Raw genomic sequence first — 14,903 nt, forward strand, 5'->3', positions numbered from 1 at the left:
ATCAATGCTGTTCAATGTGGCAGTTACTGAACAAGGTTCGCCGCTTCATGGAAACCGTCAGCCCGTTTCCCAGTGGAAAACATGGACAGGCAAAAGTGTAGCGGTATTAGGAACAGCTATTTAGGGTACTGTGCAGTAACGCACTATTATCGTGTTGTTTTAGCAACTGGCGCAGGAGTTTTTCCAACGAGGCCGGTTCGCCTGCGGCCAGACGTGGCATTAGCAGTACCAGACGTTCATCGTAGTGACGTTTCAAACCGTCGATCACAATCTGTTGGGCGGTGTGGTGATCGTCGCAGGCAATAAGATGCTCCGCCATCGCCACTTGCAATGGCAAATCTTGCCGCACCTTGCAGCTTTGTTCCTTCCACCACTGCTTCAGTCCTTCGCTGCCGCCTTCCGCCATCGCTTGTTCCATCAGGCCGAGCAGGGCGGATTGGCGTAATGCCTCCAACTCCTCCTCAGTACGAATCTGAGTTTTGCGCATGGCAGGCAGAATATCTAACAGCGCACCGTAAGCGTGGGTGCGTTGGAACGCCAGTTCCGCTAACCGTAATACTTCAGGATGGCGCGGTGCGTATGCCAGCAAACGATCGACGCCATGGCGTGCGGCGTGATCCTCATTACGAGCCAGTTGGATGCGCACGCGGGTGATGTCTACCGGCAACTGATCGGTGTCGGCCATTTCGGCCGCCCGTTCCAGATACTGTCGAGTGCGAAATTCATCACCGCGTTGCTGCGCAGCTTCGGCGGCCAGCAGATAGTTCACTACCGGTTGCTCTGCGTGATCCGCGTTACGCGTCAGAAGTTTTTCAACCTGAAGATAATCGCCCTCGGCCAGTTTGAGCAGAGCTGCTTTGGTCTGTTTTCTGGCGCGCGTGCGTTTACGACCGAGAAACCAGCCGCGGGTGCGCGCGCCGGTGCGAAATACGCGACGCAACAGCCACTCCAGCGCAAACAGGACGACCAACAGCAGCATCAGCATGATAACCAATCCGGTAACGCTGGTTTCGATGTTGTAGGTGTCGGTTTGCACCAGTACATAGCCCTGACGTCCTGCGAGCATCGGGCCAAGCACTACGCCAGCAATAAGGATCAGGAACAAGAACAGCACTTTCAGCATGATCAGCCCTCCTGTTGCTGCGCAGGCGATTGCGCCAACAGATTACGCACTCGCGTTTGCATCAGTTTTTCCAGCAGCGGCTGGCTTTGGAGTGTAGTAGGAACATCCAGAGATACGGGCTGCTGGCTTAAGCTGTCAACCTGTTCCAGAAAGGCTTTGGTGCCGGGATCGCTGGTATCAAAATAGGCTCGCACCCAGGTGGATACCGCTTCCAGCGACTGTTTGAAGGTCTCATTCTGATGACGCGGCACGGCCTGTGCGGCGGTCAGCAGGCGCGCTCGGATGTTTTCACGCAGGTAGAAATCCTGATTCGGAGCCAGCAGGGGTTCGGCATTACTGTCACGCCGGCGAATGGTAATAAAATCGGACATGAAACTGTGCCAGCTTTTGCTCAGATTCTGTCGCCATTCGCTGAGTGTGGCCGAAAGCTCGCCGTCGGTTTCATCCATTGGCGCATCATCGTCCTGGGTGTTATCGGCCAGACGTAGATTGTCGACCTGATCGGTTAACTGATTCACCCGCAAAATAATGCCGTCGAAATCCACCTGACCGACTGACGCCAGCGCGCTGATATCATTGGCAATGGCCCGGCGCAGTTCAAGCAGACTCGGATCGTTCATGTCAGCCAGACTGCCATCGGCGCTTTTCAGCAGTGCGCCCGCGGTCAGTACATCCTTATCACTCCACAGCTTGCGCCCGGCCAGTTTGACCAGAAAATCCGCCTGCGCCAGCAGCCAGGTGCTGGTGTCGTGGTTGGAAAGGGCGGCCAGTTTCTGGCTGAGTTCGCTGGATTCCCGCGTGACCCCGTTCAACTGGTTCGCGGTGCTGTCCTGCCACTGTTTTTGTTGTGCCAGCGCGGCCTGCCACGCCGTTTTATCTTGTTGATACTGTTGCTGTAGCGCCGACAGTTCGCCCTTCATTTGTGCCATGGACGCGGCGTTTTGTTTCTCCTGTTGCTGTCCGATATAGTACACGCCCCCGCTTAACAGCAGGGCGATAGCAATGGCAACGCCACCCAGCACGCGGCCATGTCCCGCACGGTCTCGGCGCGGTTCATCCGCTGACGCGGCGTCGGAGGACGAAAATGTGGCATCAGGACGTTCTGTCACCGTTTCCGATGGGGTTGAAGGGGTATGGTGTTCCGTCATAATGGGTCATCCCATGGTCTGGTTTGTTGTACGGTTGGCCGTGCAGTCACGATAGCAGACGCACAAGCGCGTCGTTATCGGCATTGTCCGCGATAAGCACGTCACGCCAGCCAAGCTGGCGCGCCTCTAGCGCCAACCGTTCGCTAACAACGATAACCTGGCAATGGAGCAGCCAGGATTCGCGATAATAATGTGGCACCAGCGCATACAGCTGATGCAGCATATCGCCGCTGGTGATCACCAGACGATCGATACCGAGTTGCTGCCAATGTCGGCTCTGTTCCGGCCCATCATAATAGACCGGACTGCGCTGATAACATTCACAATAACTGACCTGTGCGCCGCGTTCTGCGAGCGTTGTTGCCAGCAGCTCTCTGCCGCCATTCCCTCGTAATAATAGCGCGTTTTTGCCACTAATATTTTGTAATTCTGGCAGTTGCAGCAGCATTTCGCTGGTTTCCCGCTCGGGCGGATAGGCAACGGCGCGAGAGGTGGCCTGATGCAGCGCCAGTGCGGTGGTACGTCCGATGGCGTAATAAACCGGGACGGCGGGCCAGGGTAAACCCACTTGTGTGAGTGCGGCGGCGGCATAGCGCACGGCGTGCTGCGACAGCGCGAACAACATATCGCCCTCGCGTAGCGCCGCCAGCCGTGCTGACAGGGAAGGCAATTCACTGCCGGGGGAAAAATCGATAAGCGGGTTATGGCAAGCCGCGTGGCCGAGCTTGCGCAGCCGTTCCACCAGTGCCTCCCCCGCTGGTGACGGGCGGGTCACCAGAATGGTCATGATGAGCCTGCGCCCTTATAAACGGCGTGCAGAATAGCGTCTGCGCCGTTGGCTAACAGCTCTTCAGCCAGATCGATACCCATGCGTTCCGCTTCGCTGGCGGGGCCGATGCGCTCACCGTGAATCATCTTGCTGCCATCCGGTGCGCCAACCAAGGCTCTTAGCCAGAGTTGCCCCGCATTAAGTTCAGCATAGCTGCCGATCGGGACTTGGCAGCCACCGTCGAGGCGAAGATTCATGGCGCGTTCAGCAAGAACGCGGCAGGCGGTCTGTTCATGGTTGAGCGGTGCCAGCAGTTCGCGCACGCGGGCGTCATTTTCCCGGCATTCGATACCAATCGCGCCCTGACCGACGGCGGGCAGCGATTCTTCCGGGGTGAGTGGCGTGCGGATGCGTTCTGACAGATTCAGACGTGACAGCCCGGCAACGGCCAAAATAATGGCGTCATAGTCGCCGTTATCCAGCTTGCTCAGGCGAGTTCCAACGTTCCCGCGCAAATCGCGGATGATCAGATCCGGTCGGCGAGCGCGCAACTGGCACTGGCGGCGCAGGCTGGAGGTGCCGACGCAGCTTTCGAGCGGGAGATCGGCCACGCTGGCATACTGATTCGAAACAAAGGCATCGCGCGGATCGTCACGCTCACAAATGGTATACAGGCCAAGCCCGTCGGGGAACGATACTGGCACATCCTTCATCGAGTGCACGGCGATATCCGCGCGGCCTTCCAGCAAAGCGCGCTCCAGCTCTTTAACAAACAGCACCTTGCCGCCCACTTTCGCCAGCGGCGTGTCCAGGATGATGTCGCCACGCGTCACCATGGGAACCAGTTCAACCTGCAACGTGGGGTAGTATTGCTGCAACTGTTGTTGCACATAATGAGCTTGCCACAGTGCAAGTGGGCTTTGTCGGGTGGCAATTCTAAGGGTGTTGTCTACCATGCTTAATACCGTTTTTATCATTTAGCGCCATCGTATCACTGAGACGCTCAGGTGTCAGCGTTCTGGCGCTGAAGGTGCTGGATAGCGACGGGAAGGTGCGTGTTTTCACCATGAGGTGGGAGGATCGCGGCGTAATCATGCCAGAGAGCCAAGGGCAATAAGAGAAAGTAAGCTAATCGTGGCTAACTTTCTTTAGTTTCTTTACGCTCAATGAGCAAGGTGTTAAATTGATCACGTTTCCAGCACTATCTTATCAGTCACTCCTCTAATTCTATTGCTGATGAGTTTGGAACACGGGGTTTTTTCTAGGCACTGGGATAATCAGGCGGACCGTCTTGTACTTCTACATCGAGACTTTGAAGCAGATACTGGACGCGATCAACCAACTGCGAGTTGACCGCGCTCTGGAAGCAATGAAACCCGCTTTTCAGCAGGTTTATCGCCTTCTGCCCGTATTATTGCACCACCATCATCCGCTCATGCCGGGCTACCTTGAAGGTAAGGTTCCGCACGGTGTGTGTACGTTCACGCCTGATGAAAACCAACAGCGCTACATCGACAGCATTGAACTGCGCTGGGGAGAGATCCCTGCCATCAATTCCCAAGGTGAATTGCCGATTACCGGCGTTTACTCCATGGGCAGCACCTCGTCCATCGGTCAGAGTTGCTCTTCCGATCTGGATATCTGGGTGTGCCACCAATCCTGGCTAGACCACGAAGAGCACCGGCGTTTACAGCAGAAATGTACCCTGTTGGAGCAATGGGCGGCGGCGCAAGGGGTGGATGTCAGCTTCTTCCTGATTGACGAGAACCGTTTTCGCCACAATGAAAGTGGCAGCCTGGGCGGAGAAGATTGCGGCTCGACGCAGCATATCCTGTTGCTGGACGAATTTTATCGCACCGCCGTGCGCATGGCCGGTAAACGCCTGCTGTGGCATATGGTGCCGGTTGAAGAAGAAGAGCATTACGACGAATACGTCCTGTCGCTTTACGCGCAGGGTGCGCTTGCGCCCAACGAGTGGCTGGACCTGGGCGGATTGAGTTCGCTCTCGGCGGAAGAGTATTTCGGTGCCAGTCTGTGGCAGTTGTATAAAAGTATCGATTCCCCGTACAAGGCGGTATTGAAGACCCTGCTGCTCGAGGCCTATTCCTGGCAATACCCTGACACGCGCTTGCTGTCGATGGATATCAAAGCCCGGCTGCACAAAGGGGAGATCGTGGCGTTTGGGCTCGATCCTTATTGTATGATGCTGGATCGGGTAACCGAATACCTCACGCAAATTGAAGACCCGACGCGTCTCGATCTGGCGCGGCGTTGTTTTTATCTCAAAGTCTGCGAAGAACTGTCGCGCGAAAAAGCCTGCGTCGGCTGGCGGCGGCAGATCCTAAGCCAACTGGTGCAAGAGTGGGGCTGGAGCAGCGAACACCTTGCCATGCTGGATAATCGCGCCAACTGGAAAATCGAGCGCGTGCGTGAAGCGCACAATGAGTTGCTCGATGCGATGATGCAAACCTATCGCAACCTGATCCGCTTTGCGCGGCGCAACAACCTGAGCGTGAGTGCCAGTCCGCAGGATATCGGCGTACTGATGCGTAAACTGTATGCCGCCTTTGAAGCGCTGCCGGGTAAAGTAACGCTGCTCAATCCGCAAATTTCGCCGGACCTGTCCGAAGCGGATCTGACCTTTATCTACGTTCCGGCGGGCCGCGCCAACCGCTCTGGCTGGTATCTGTACAATCAGGCACCGTCTATGGATGCCATCATCAGCCATCAGCCGCTGGAATATAACCGCTACCTGAACAAACTAATGGCGTGGGCCTATTTTAACGGGCTGCTGACGCCGAACACGCGCTTGCACATTAAGGGCAGCGAACAGATCGATATTGCCCGCCTGCGCGAATTGGTGGATGACGTCTCCTGCCACTTTCCACTGCGTTTACCGGCCCCCACGCCCAAGGCGCTGTACAGCCCGTGCGAAATTCGGCATCTGGCGATTATCGTCAATCTGGAGCACGATCCAACGGCGGCATTCCGCAATCAGGTGGTGCACTTTGATTTCCGCCATCTGGACGTGTTCAGTTTCGGCGAGCAGCAGCAGTGTCTGGTGGGCAGCATTGACCTGCTGTACCGTAATTCGTGGAATGAAGTGCGAACCCTGCATTTCAACGGCGAACAGTCAGTGCTGGAAGCGCTGAAAACCATTTTGGGTAAAATGCATCAGGATGCGGCGCTGCCGGAATCGCTGGAAGTGTTCTGCTACAGCCAACACCTGCGCGGTTTGATTCGCACGCGCGTGCAGCAGTTGGTGTCCGAGTGCATTGAACTACGCCTGTCCAGCACCCGACAAGAGCCGGGCCGTTTCAAAGCGGTAAAAGTGGCAGGGCAGACCTGGGGTCTGTTCTTCGAACGCCTGAGCGTATCGGTGCAGAAGCTGGAAAATGCGGTGGAGTTCTACGGCGCGATTTCCAACAACAAACTGCAAGGGTTACCCACGCAGGTGGAGACCAACCATATCCACCTGCCAGCGGTCATCGACGGCGTGGCGAGCGAAGGGATCATCCAGTTCTTCTTTGAAGATCTGCCGGAAGAGCAAGGTTTTAATATCTTTATTCTGGATGAGTCGAACCGCGTTGAGGTTTATCACCACTGTGAAGGCAGCAAGGAAGAGCTGGTACGTAACGTGAGCCGTTTTTACTCTTCGTCCCATGACCGCTTTACCTACGGCTCCAGCTTTATCAATTTCAACCTGCCGCAGTTCTACCAGATTGTGCAGTTAGATGGGCGGGCGCAGGTGATTCCTTTTCGCAGTACAACGCTATCTCATTTGAACATATCGCCGGGCAAAGAAAGCGCGTCGCCCGCGATCAAACAGCGGCTGCACATGCTGTAACGCTCTGGTTGTCTTTGGTGGTAACAGAGCGTTTTCCCGCGTTAATCGAAAGAGACGTCCTCACCGGCCTGCGCACTGCATGCCTGCGCCAGCAGCGCAAAAAAGGATTCGCCGCTGCGATCGCAGATCCACTGTTCCTTCTGACCCTTGTCTGGCTGATACGTAAAGTGATAGCCACCGGCTTTGGTTGCCAACCATACCTGATGCAGTGGCTCCTGGCGGTTGATGACAATCTTGCTGCCGTTTTCGAAACTCAGTGTCATCACGCCGCCGTTGGTTTCGTAATCGATATCGGCATCACCGTCGAAGTCGTCCAACGCTTCTTCGATAGTCAACATTAACGCATCCGCTAATTGATGAAACTCACTGTCGTTCATTTTCGATTCCTATTGCTTTTCATGATCCACCTGCGATTATAGAGAGCATGCATAGATGATTGACAGGTCTTAATGACATGAAGCAGGTATTTCGTTCATTTTCTCTGGCGCTGATGCTGCTGGGATTGGTGGGTTGCGGGCTGAAAGGGCCGCTGTATATGCCGAACGGTGAGCCGACCAACACCCCAGACGCACAGAAGAATACGCATCAAAAGCCGTCGATGCGTCCGTAACCGGCACGGTTGCATTTTAATCACGGATAACAGGTCACGATAGCAATTACCGCGCCCGGTTACATGAGCGGAGTCAGTATAATGCAGTTCGCTAAAATGCACGGTTTGGGCAATGATTTTATGGTTGTCGATGCCGTTACACAAAATGTCTATTTCTCGCCGGAGCTGATTCGCCGTTTGTCGGATCGCCATCGCGGGGTCGGGTTTGATCAATTGCTGGTGGTTGAGCCGCCTTACGATCCTGAGCTGGATTTTCACTACCGCATTTTCAATGCGGATGGCAGTGAAGTGGCCCAGTGCGGTAACGGCGCGCGCTGTTTCGCCCGTTTCGTGCGTATCAAAGGGCTGACCAACAAGCGCGATATTGCGGTGAGTACCCATACCGGGCGCATGGTGCTCAGCGTCACGGATGATGAGTTGGTGCGGGTGAACATGGGCGAGCCGGATTTTGAACCGCAGCGCGTGCCGTTTCGGGCTGCCAAGGCGGAGAAAACCTATATCCTGCGCGCCAACGATCATACGGTGTTGTGCGGCGTGGTTTCCATGGGCAACCCCCACTGTGTGATTCAGGTTGACGATGTTGATACCGCCAATGTGGAAACTCTTGGCCCGGTGCTGGAAAGCCACGAGCGTTTTCCTGAGCGCGTCAACGTCGGGTTTATGCAAATTGTTGACCGTAGCCACATACGCCTGCGGGTCTACGAGCGTGGCGCGGGCGAAACGCAGGCCTGTGGCAGCGGTGCCTGTGCCGCCGTGGCGGTGGGCATTCAGCAAGGACTATTGGCGGATGAGGTTCGCGTCTCGTTACCGGGGGGCGATCTGGATATCCATTGGAAAGGGGTCGGGCATCCGCTTTATATGACCGGTCCTGCCACCCATGTCTATGATGGATTTATTCATTTATGAAGCAGGTCGAGGAACAGGCAGAACGCCAGAGCGCACTGAGTGACGAACTGATTTTGCAGTTCCTGCAACAGAACCCTGATTTCTTTATTCGCAATGCGCGGCAGGTCGAGCAAATGCACATCCCGCACCCGGTGCGGGGGACAGTCTCGCTGGTTGAATGGCAGTTAGCGCGCCAGCGGCACCACATTGCGCAGTTGGAAGAAGAGATCACCTTGCTGATGGAGCAGGCGCGCGGCAACGAAGTGTTGTTCCGTCGTCTGCTGGCGTTACAGACCGATTTGTCAGCGGCTACTGGCCTGCATGATTTGCTTGAACGCCTACAGCGCTGGTCACGCCAACAAGGGTTGGTTGGCGCGGATATTCGCCTGTTCAGTGACAAATGGCGCATCAGCGCGCCTTCGCGCTTTACCCATTTGGCGCTGTCGCGTTCGTTGTTTGAACCGCTACGCATACAACGTCTGCGTGACAGTAACCACTATCTTGGCAGCCTGAACGGGCCGGAGCTGCTGTTACTGCTACCGCAGGCGCGGCAGGTGGGTTCCGTGGCGCTGTCGCTGTTGGGAAAAAACGACTCGCTGGGCCTGGTGATTTTCAGCAGCCGCGACAGCCATCACTATCAAGACGGCATGGGTACCGTGTTGTTGCAACACCTAGCCAACCTGCTGCCGGATATGCTGGCGCGTTGGGTTGAACGGGTATGAGCGACCCCGCGCTGCCTTCACCACTGTTGACCTCGGTCGCAGCGTTTTTACGTTATTTGAAAGCGGAACGCCAGCTCAGTCCGCTGACGCAGGAAAATTACTGCCGTCAACTGGGTGCCATTGCCGCCATGCTGGATGAAATGGGCATCACCGACTGGCACACGCTGGATGCGGCGGGAGTGCGCTCGGTGGCTACGCGCAGCAAACGCGGTGGGTTGCAAGCGGCAAGTCTGGCGCTGCGCCTTTCGGCACTGCGCAGTTTTCTTGATTGGCAGGTGGCGCAAGGGGTGTTAACCGCCAACCCGGCGCGCGGTATTTCTGCGCCCAAAGCGGGCCGACATCTGCCGAAAAACATGGATGTGGATGAAGTAAATCGCCTGCTGGAGATCGATCTCAACGATCCGCTTGCGGTGCGCGATCGCGCCATGCTGGAAGTGATGTACGGCTCGGGCTTACGTTTGGCGGAACTGGTCGGCATGGAGTGTCGTCATGTCGATTTGGACGGCGGCGAAGTGTGGGTCGTGGGTAAGAGCAGTAAAGAGCGCAAGCTGCCGCTGGGACGCACCGCCGTGCACTGGCTGCGCGAGTGGCTGGAACGGCGTGAGCTGTTTGGCCCGGAAGATGATGCCATCTTCATTACCCGGCAGGGTAAGCGTATTTCGATGCGCAACGTGCAAAAGCGTTTTGCCGAGTGGGGGATCAAGCAGGGGCTGAACAGTCACGTCCATCCGCATAAGCTACGTCACTCTTTTGCCACCCATATGCTGGAATCAAGCGGTGACCTGCGCGCGGTGCAGGAACTACTGGGGCATGCCAACCTTTCTACCACGCAAATTTATACCCATTTGGATTTTCAGCATTTGGCGACGGTGTACGATGCCGCACACCCGCGTGCCAAACGAGGGAAGACATGATGCATTTTTACCGTCCACTGGCACCGATAGCCGCCATGACGTTTGATTTAGACGATACGCTGTACGATAACCGTGAAGTCATTCAGCGCACCCAACTGGAATCGGTGCGCTTTCTGCAAGACTTTCACCCGGCGCTGAGCGCGGTGCAGTCCAGCGATTTACAGCGTATTCGCGAAGCGCTGCGTGAGCAGGAGCCAGAGATATACCATGATGTCACCGAGTGGCGTCGGCGGGCGGTAGCGCAATTGTTGCTGGAGGCGGGGCTGGATGCGGCGACGGCGAGCCACGGTGCAGCGCAGGCGCTGGGCGTGGCTCCGGGGCAGATTCTGCACGTGGGTGACGACTTGACCACCGACGTGGCCGGTGCGGTGCGTAATGGCTTGCAAGCGTGCTGGATTAACCTGCATGAAGGCAACCTGATGAAGATTGACGATGCGCGGTTATTGCCGCATGTGGAAATTTCACGGTTGGCATTGCTCACAACGCTGCTATAATTCTGCTAATTTAGCTGTATAAATCACCAGTGAAGTAAGTGCCCCTGGGGTTACTGCTTGTCTGTTAACGGATAACTGTACCGATGGACGTTTCTCAACTTCTTGATGGCCTGAACAATAAACAGCGCGATGTGGTTGTCGCGCCGCGTGGGAATCTTCTTGTACTGGCGGGCGCCGGAAGCGGCAAAACGCGGGTGCTGGTGCACCGTATCGCCTGGTTGACGTCCGTTGAGCAGTGCTCGCCCTATTCCATCATGGCGGTGACGTTTACCAACAAGGCGGCGGCGGAGATGCGTCACCGTATCGAGCATTTGATCGGCACCAGTCAGGGCGGCATGTGGATCGGCACTTTCCACGGTCTGGCGCACCGCTTGCTGCGCGCGCACCATCTTGATGCCGGTTTGCCGCAGGATTTTCAGATTCTGGACAGTGAAGATCAACTGCGTCTGCTCAAGCGCCTGATTCGGGCACTGAATCTGGATGATAAACAGTGGCCGGCGCGCCAGGCGATGTGGTACATCAACGGCAAGAAAGACGAAGGTCTACGCCCACAGCATATCGAAAGCTACGGCAATCCCGTTGAGCAGACCTGGCTCAAGGTTTATCAGGCCTATCAGGAAGTGTGCGATCGCGCCGGACTGGTCGATTTTGCCGAACTCCTGCTGCGTGCTCACGAACTGTGGCTGAACAAACCCCATATTCTCAGTCACTACCGCGAGCGCTTCACCAATATTCTGGTGGATGAGTTTCAGGATACCAACCGTATTCAGTACGCCTGGATCCGCATGCTGGCGGGAGACAGCGCCAGCGTGATGATCGTCGGTGATGACGATCAGTCAATTTATGGCTGGCGCGGGGCGCAGGTGGAAAATATCCAGCTGTTTTTAAATGACTTTCCCAAAGCCGAGACCATTCGTCTGGAGCAGAACTATCGCTCTACCGGCAATATTCTTACTGCGGCTAATGCGCTGATTGCGCACAACGGCGGGCGGTTGGGTAAAAACCTGTGGACGGAAGATGCGCAGGGGGACCCGATCTCCCTGTACTGCGCGTTTAACGAACTGGATGAAGCCCGTTTTGTGGTTAATCGCATCAAGGTGTGGCAGGAAAATGGCGGTGCACTCAAGGAAAACGCCATCCTGTATCGCAGCAACGCCCAATCGCGCGTGCTGGAAGAGGCCTTGCTACAACAGAACATGCCGTACCGGATTTATGGCGGCATGCGCTTCTTCGAACGTCAGGAAATCAAAGATGCGCTCGCCTATTTGCGCCTGATTGCCAACCGCAATGATGATGCCGCTTTCGAACGCGTGGTGAATACCCCAACGCGCGGTATCGGCGATCGTACCTTGGATGTGGTGCGTCAAACTGCGCGCGATCGACAGGTGACGCTGTGGCAATCCAGCCGCGTGCTGTTGCAGGAAAAAGCGCTGGCAGGGCGTGCCGCTTCTGCGTTGCAGCGCTTCCTCGAGTTGGTGGAAGCACTGGCCTATGAAACCGCCGATTTGCCGCTGCACGTGCAAACCGACCGCGCTATCAAAGATTCCGGCCTGTGGCAGATGTATGAGCAGGAAAACGGCGAGAAAGGGCAAGCGCGGGTAGAAAACCTGGAGGAACTGGTGACGGCAACGCGCCAGTTCAGCTATCAGGAGGAGGATATGGACCTGATGCCGTTGCAGGAGTTTCTCTCTCACGCGGCATTGGAAGCGGGGGAAGGGCAGGCCGATGCTTATCAGGATGCGGTGCAACTGATGACGCTGCACTCCGCTAAAGGGCTAGAGTTTCCTCAGGTGTTTATCGTTGGCATGGAAGAGGGCATGTTCCCGAGCCAGATGTCGCTGGATGAGGGCGGGCGTCTCGAAGAAGAGCGCCGTCTGGCCTATGTCGGCGTGACGCGCGCCATGCAGAAGCTCACTCTGACCTATGCCGAAAGCCGGCGGTTGTACGGCAAGGAAACCTATCATCGCCCATCGCGTTTTGTTGGTGAACTGCCTGTCGAGTGCGTGGAGGAAGTGCGCCTGCGTGCCAGCGTGTCTCGTCCGGTCAATCACCAGCGCTTGGGTACGCCAGTGAGCCAAAGTGACAGCGGCTATGCGCTGGGCCAGCGGGTGCGCCACGACAAATTTGGCGAAGGGACCATCATCAATCTGGAAGGCAGCGGTGAGCATTGCCGTTTACAGGTCGCTTTCCAGGGACAAGGTATCAAGTGGCTGGTCGCCGCCTATGCGCGGTTGGAGACGGTATAACACAGGTATCAACACTGTCGCGTTTTACAGAAAAGGAGAGCAACCGGGATGACGTTAGACGAGATAATCACTGCCCTGCGTGGCAAGAAATGGGTAGACCTGACGCACAGCGTAACAGAATCTATCCCTATCTTTAGCGCGTTTCCCGGTGTGCAGCGCAACACGCTGTATACGGTTGAGCAAGATGGTTTTTTTGCCCAACAGCTCACCTTTGTAACCCAGACGGGTACGCACATTGATGCCCCTGCGCATTTTTCTCTGGGCAAACGCTGTCTGGATGGTCTTGCCAACAAGGCGTTGTTGCTGCCGTTGCGCGTGATCCACAAACAGGAGGCGGTGGCACAGGATGCCGACTACCGTCTCGGCGTGCAGGACATTGTGGATTTCGAGCAGCAATACGGTCAGATCCCATCGGGTTGCTTTGTGGCGTTCGCCAGCGGTTGGAGCAAGCGCTGGCCGGATGCGCAGGCCTTTGCCAACAACGATACCGAAGGCAATAGTCACACGCCGGGTTGGTCCATAGAGGCATTGCGCTTTTTGTTTGAACAGCGCCAGATTGCTGCCGTCGGCCATGAAACACTGGACACTGATGCCGCCGTGGATTTTCGTCGCAACAATGGGCTGATTGGCGAATTCTATGTGCTCGATCGCGATGCCTGGCAGGTCGAGGTGATGAACAATCTGGATCAGGTGCCTGCTGTCGGGGCGTATCTTCAGGTCAGCTTTCCCAATTTTGCCGGTGCGCCGGGCTTTCCGGTTCGGGCGATTGCCTATCTGCCTGACGATGAGTGCTAAACGGCATGGAGGCGGCGTGGGAAAGTCACCTTCGCCGCACGGGCTTATCGTTCGAGGCAGAATTGAACAATTCGTGCATCTTTTAACTGTCACAGTTTAAAAGTTGACAGGCTTTTTCATCTCGGCGTAACATGCGCCCATCATTATTCCCGGAGGGCCCCGCCTTGGACACACCCAGTCGATGCTGGCTCATTAATCAATTGATTACTAACCATTTCTAAGGCTTCCCGCTGTTATATCGGTAGCCCTGGTGGTTATCGGTGATGTTGTATCCCTCCGTCATCAAATTGAGTCAGCACCGTCGGTTCGAAACCTGTTGGTGCCCTGTCATCACCGTTTCTGTGCTTCAACGCGTCCGTCTTTCTCTGTTATCGCACTAGGAGCACATGGCCTATGCTGAGCGCATTTAAACTGGATAACTGCCGTTTATCCCGTCTGGAACTGGACGACACCGATGATATTGCTGCCTCCGTGTGGGTGGATTTGGTCGAGCCTGAAGATGAAGAGCGTGAGCTGGTGCAAAACCGGTTGGGGCAGAGCCTGGCAACGCGCCCTGAACTGGAAGATATCGAAGCATCGGCTCGTTTCTTCGAAGACGAAGACGGCCTGCATATCCACTCCTTTTTCTTCTTCGAAGACGCGGACGATCACGCTGGAAACTCCACCGTGGCATTCACCATTCGCGACGGGCGTTTGTACACGCTGCGTGAGCGCGAGTTACCGGCCTTTCGTCTGTACCGGATGCGCGCGCGCAACCAGACGCTGGTAGACGGTAACGCCTACGAACTGTTGCTCGATCTGTTTGAAACCAAGATTGAACAACTGGCCGATGAAATCGAAAACATCTATAGCGATCTGGAATCGCTCAGTCGCGTGATCATGGAAGGGCGCCAGGGCGAAGAGTACGACGAAGCGCTCTCTACGCTGGCAGAATTGGAAGATGTGGGTTGGAAGGTGCGCCTGTGTTTGATGGATACTCAGCGTGCGTTGAATTTTCTGGTACGTCGCGCGCGCCTGCCGAGCGGGCAACTGGAACAGGCGCGCGAGATCCTGCGCGATATCGAATCCCTGCTGCCGCACAATGAATCTCTGTTTCAGAAGGTCAACTTCTTGATGCAGGCGGCGATGGGCTTTATCAATATCGAGCAGAGCCGCATTATCAAGATCTTCTCGGTGGTTTCCGTGGTGTTTCTGCCGCCGACGCTGGTGGCGTCCAGCTATGGGATGAACTTTGAGTTTATGCCGGAACTGCACTGGTCGTTTGGTTACCCGGGGGCTATCGTGCTGATGATCCTGGCAGGATTGGCTCCGTATCTCTACTTCAAGCGCAAAAACTGGCTGTAACCATAG

Annotated in this window: 15 protein-coding genes; 10 read left to right on the forward strand and 5 right to left on the reverse strand. The window is 56.0% G+C overall.

All coding sequences use genetic code 11. The features are described 5' to 3' along the window. A partial coding sequence (locus ACTBDZ_RS02505; protein ID WP_438813920.1) for a hypothetical protein occupies positions 1–101 on the forward strand: 101 nt, incomplete at its 5' end. A 5-nt stretch (positions 102–106) separates the two neighbouring features. Here ACTBDZ_RS02505 and hemY read toward each other — a convergent pair. From hemY to hemC, 4 genes are read right to left on the reverse strand one after another with little or no spacing between them, the layout of a single operon-like run. Next, positions 107–1,123 carry a protoheme IX biogenesis protein HemY gene (hemY, locus tag ACTBDZ_RS02510; protein WP_438814113.1) on the reverse strand — a complete coding sequence of 339 codons (1,017 nt, stop codon included), beginning with the start codon at positions 1,121–1,123 and terminating at the stop codon, positions 107–109. 2 nt (positions 1,124–1,125) lie between these two features. Continuing rightward, on the reverse strand, positions 1,126–2,271 hold the full coding sequence (gene hemX, locus ACTBDZ_RS02515) for a uroporphyrinogen-III C-methyltransferase (protein ID WP_438814114.1): 1,146 nt from the start codon (positions 2,269–2,271) through the stop codon (positions 1,126–1,128). Between the two features lie 46 nt (positions 2,272–2,317). After that, positions 2,318–3,058, reverse strand: coding sequence for a uroporphyrinogen-III synthase (gene hemD, locus ACTBDZ_RS02520; protein WP_438814115.1), 741 nt, complete (start codon positions 3,056–3,058; stop codon positions 2,318–2,320). Next, positions 3,055–3,996, reverse strand: a complete 942-nt coding sequence (hemC, locus tag ACTBDZ_RS02525) for a hydroxymethylbilane synthase (protein ID WP_438814116.1) — start codon at positions 3,994–3,996, stop codon at positions 3,055–3,057. Before hemC ends, hemD begins: the two co-directional genes overlap by 4 nt. A gap of 335 nt (positions 3,997–4,331) precedes the next feature. On the opposite strand from hemC, the gene ACTBDZ_RS02530 reads away from it, so the two are divergent. Further along, positions 4,332–6,887, forward strand: a complete 2,556-nt coding sequence (locus ACTBDZ_RS02530; RefSeq protein ID WP_438814117.1) for a class I adenylate cyclase — start codon at positions 4,332–4,334, stop codon at positions 6,885–6,887. A gap of 41 nt (positions 6,888–6,928) precedes the next feature. On the opposite strand, the gene cyaY is transcribed toward ACTBDZ_RS02530, so the two are convergent. Beyond that, entirely contained in the window at positions 6,929–7,264 is a 336-nt protein-coding gene (cyaY, locus tag ACTBDZ_RS02535) for an iron donor protein CyaY (RefSeq protein WP_438814118.1), read from the reverse strand. 77 nt (positions 7,265–7,341) lie between these two features. Here cyaY and lptM point away from each other — a divergent pair, with 77 nt between their 5' ends. From lptM to corA, 8 genes are all read left to right on the forward strand, one after another. Beyond that, complete coding sequence (gene lptM, locus ACTBDZ_RS02540; protein ID WP_307833722.1) at positions 7,342–7,497, forward strand: LPS translocon maturation chaperone LptM; 156 nt, start codon at positions 7,342–7,344, stop codon at positions 7,495–7,497. Positions 7,498–7,578: 81 nt separating this feature from the next. After that, the gene (gene dapF / locus ACTBDZ_RS02545; RefSeq protein ID WP_438814119.1) at positions 7,579–8,403 is read left to right on the forward strand and encodes a diaminopimelate epimerase; all 825 of its coding nucleotides are present in this window, start codon (positions 7,579–7,581) and stop codon (positions 8,401–8,403) included. After that, the gene (locus ACTBDZ_RS02550) at positions 8,400–9,104 is read left to right on the forward strand and encodes a DUF484 domain-containing protein (RefSeq protein WP_438814120.1); all 705 of its coding nucleotides are present in this window, start codon (positions 8,400–8,402) and stop codon (positions 9,102–9,104) included. The genes dapF and ACTBDZ_RS02550 overlap by 4 nt, the downstream gene beginning before the upstream one ends. Continuing rightward, positions 9,101–10,018 carry a tyrosine recombinase XerC gene (gene xerC, locus ACTBDZ_RS02555; RefSeq protein WP_438814121.1) on the forward strand — a complete coding sequence of 306 codons (918 nt, stop codon included), beginning with the start codon at positions 9,101–9,103 and terminating at the stop codon, positions 10,016–10,018. Before ACTBDZ_RS02550 ends, xerC begins: the two co-directional genes overlap by 4 nt. Continuing rightward, a complete protein-coding gene (locus tag ACTBDZ_RS02560) occupies positions 10,018–10,512 on the forward strand; it encodes an HAD hydrolase-like protein (RefSeq protein WP_438814133.1) in 495 nt (164 codons plus the stop codon). The genes xerC and ACTBDZ_RS02560 overlap by 1 nt, the downstream gene beginning before the upstream one ends. An 83-nt stretch (positions 10,513–10,595) precedes the next feature. Further along, positions 10,596–12,758, forward strand: a complete 2,163-nt coding sequence (gene uvrD / locus ACTBDZ_RS02565; protein WP_438814122.1) for a DNA helicase II — start codon at positions 10,596–10,598, stop codon at positions 12,756–12,758. Positions 12,759–12,806: 48 nt separating this feature from the next. Continuing rightward, the gene (locus ACTBDZ_RS02570; protein ID WP_438814123.1) at positions 12,807–13,553 is read left to right on the forward strand and encodes a cyclase family protein; all 747 of its coding nucleotides are present in this window, start codon (positions 12,807–12,809) and stop codon (positions 13,551–13,553) included. A 393-nt stretch (positions 13,554–13,946) separates the two neighbouring features. Beyond that, the gene (gene corA, locus ACTBDZ_RS02575) at positions 13,947–14,897 is read left to right on the forward strand and encodes a magnesium/cobalt transporter CorA (RefSeq protein ID WP_195314450.1); all 951 of its coding nucleotides are present in this window, start codon (positions 13,947–13,949) and stop codon (positions 14,895–14,897) included. Positions 14,898–14,903: the final 6 nt, after the last annotated feature.

This window comes from Symbiopectobacterium sp. (assembly GCF_051710365.1).
GTDB lineage: Bacteria > Pseudomonadota > Gammaproteobacteria > Enterobacterales > Enterobacteriaceae > Symbiopectobacterium.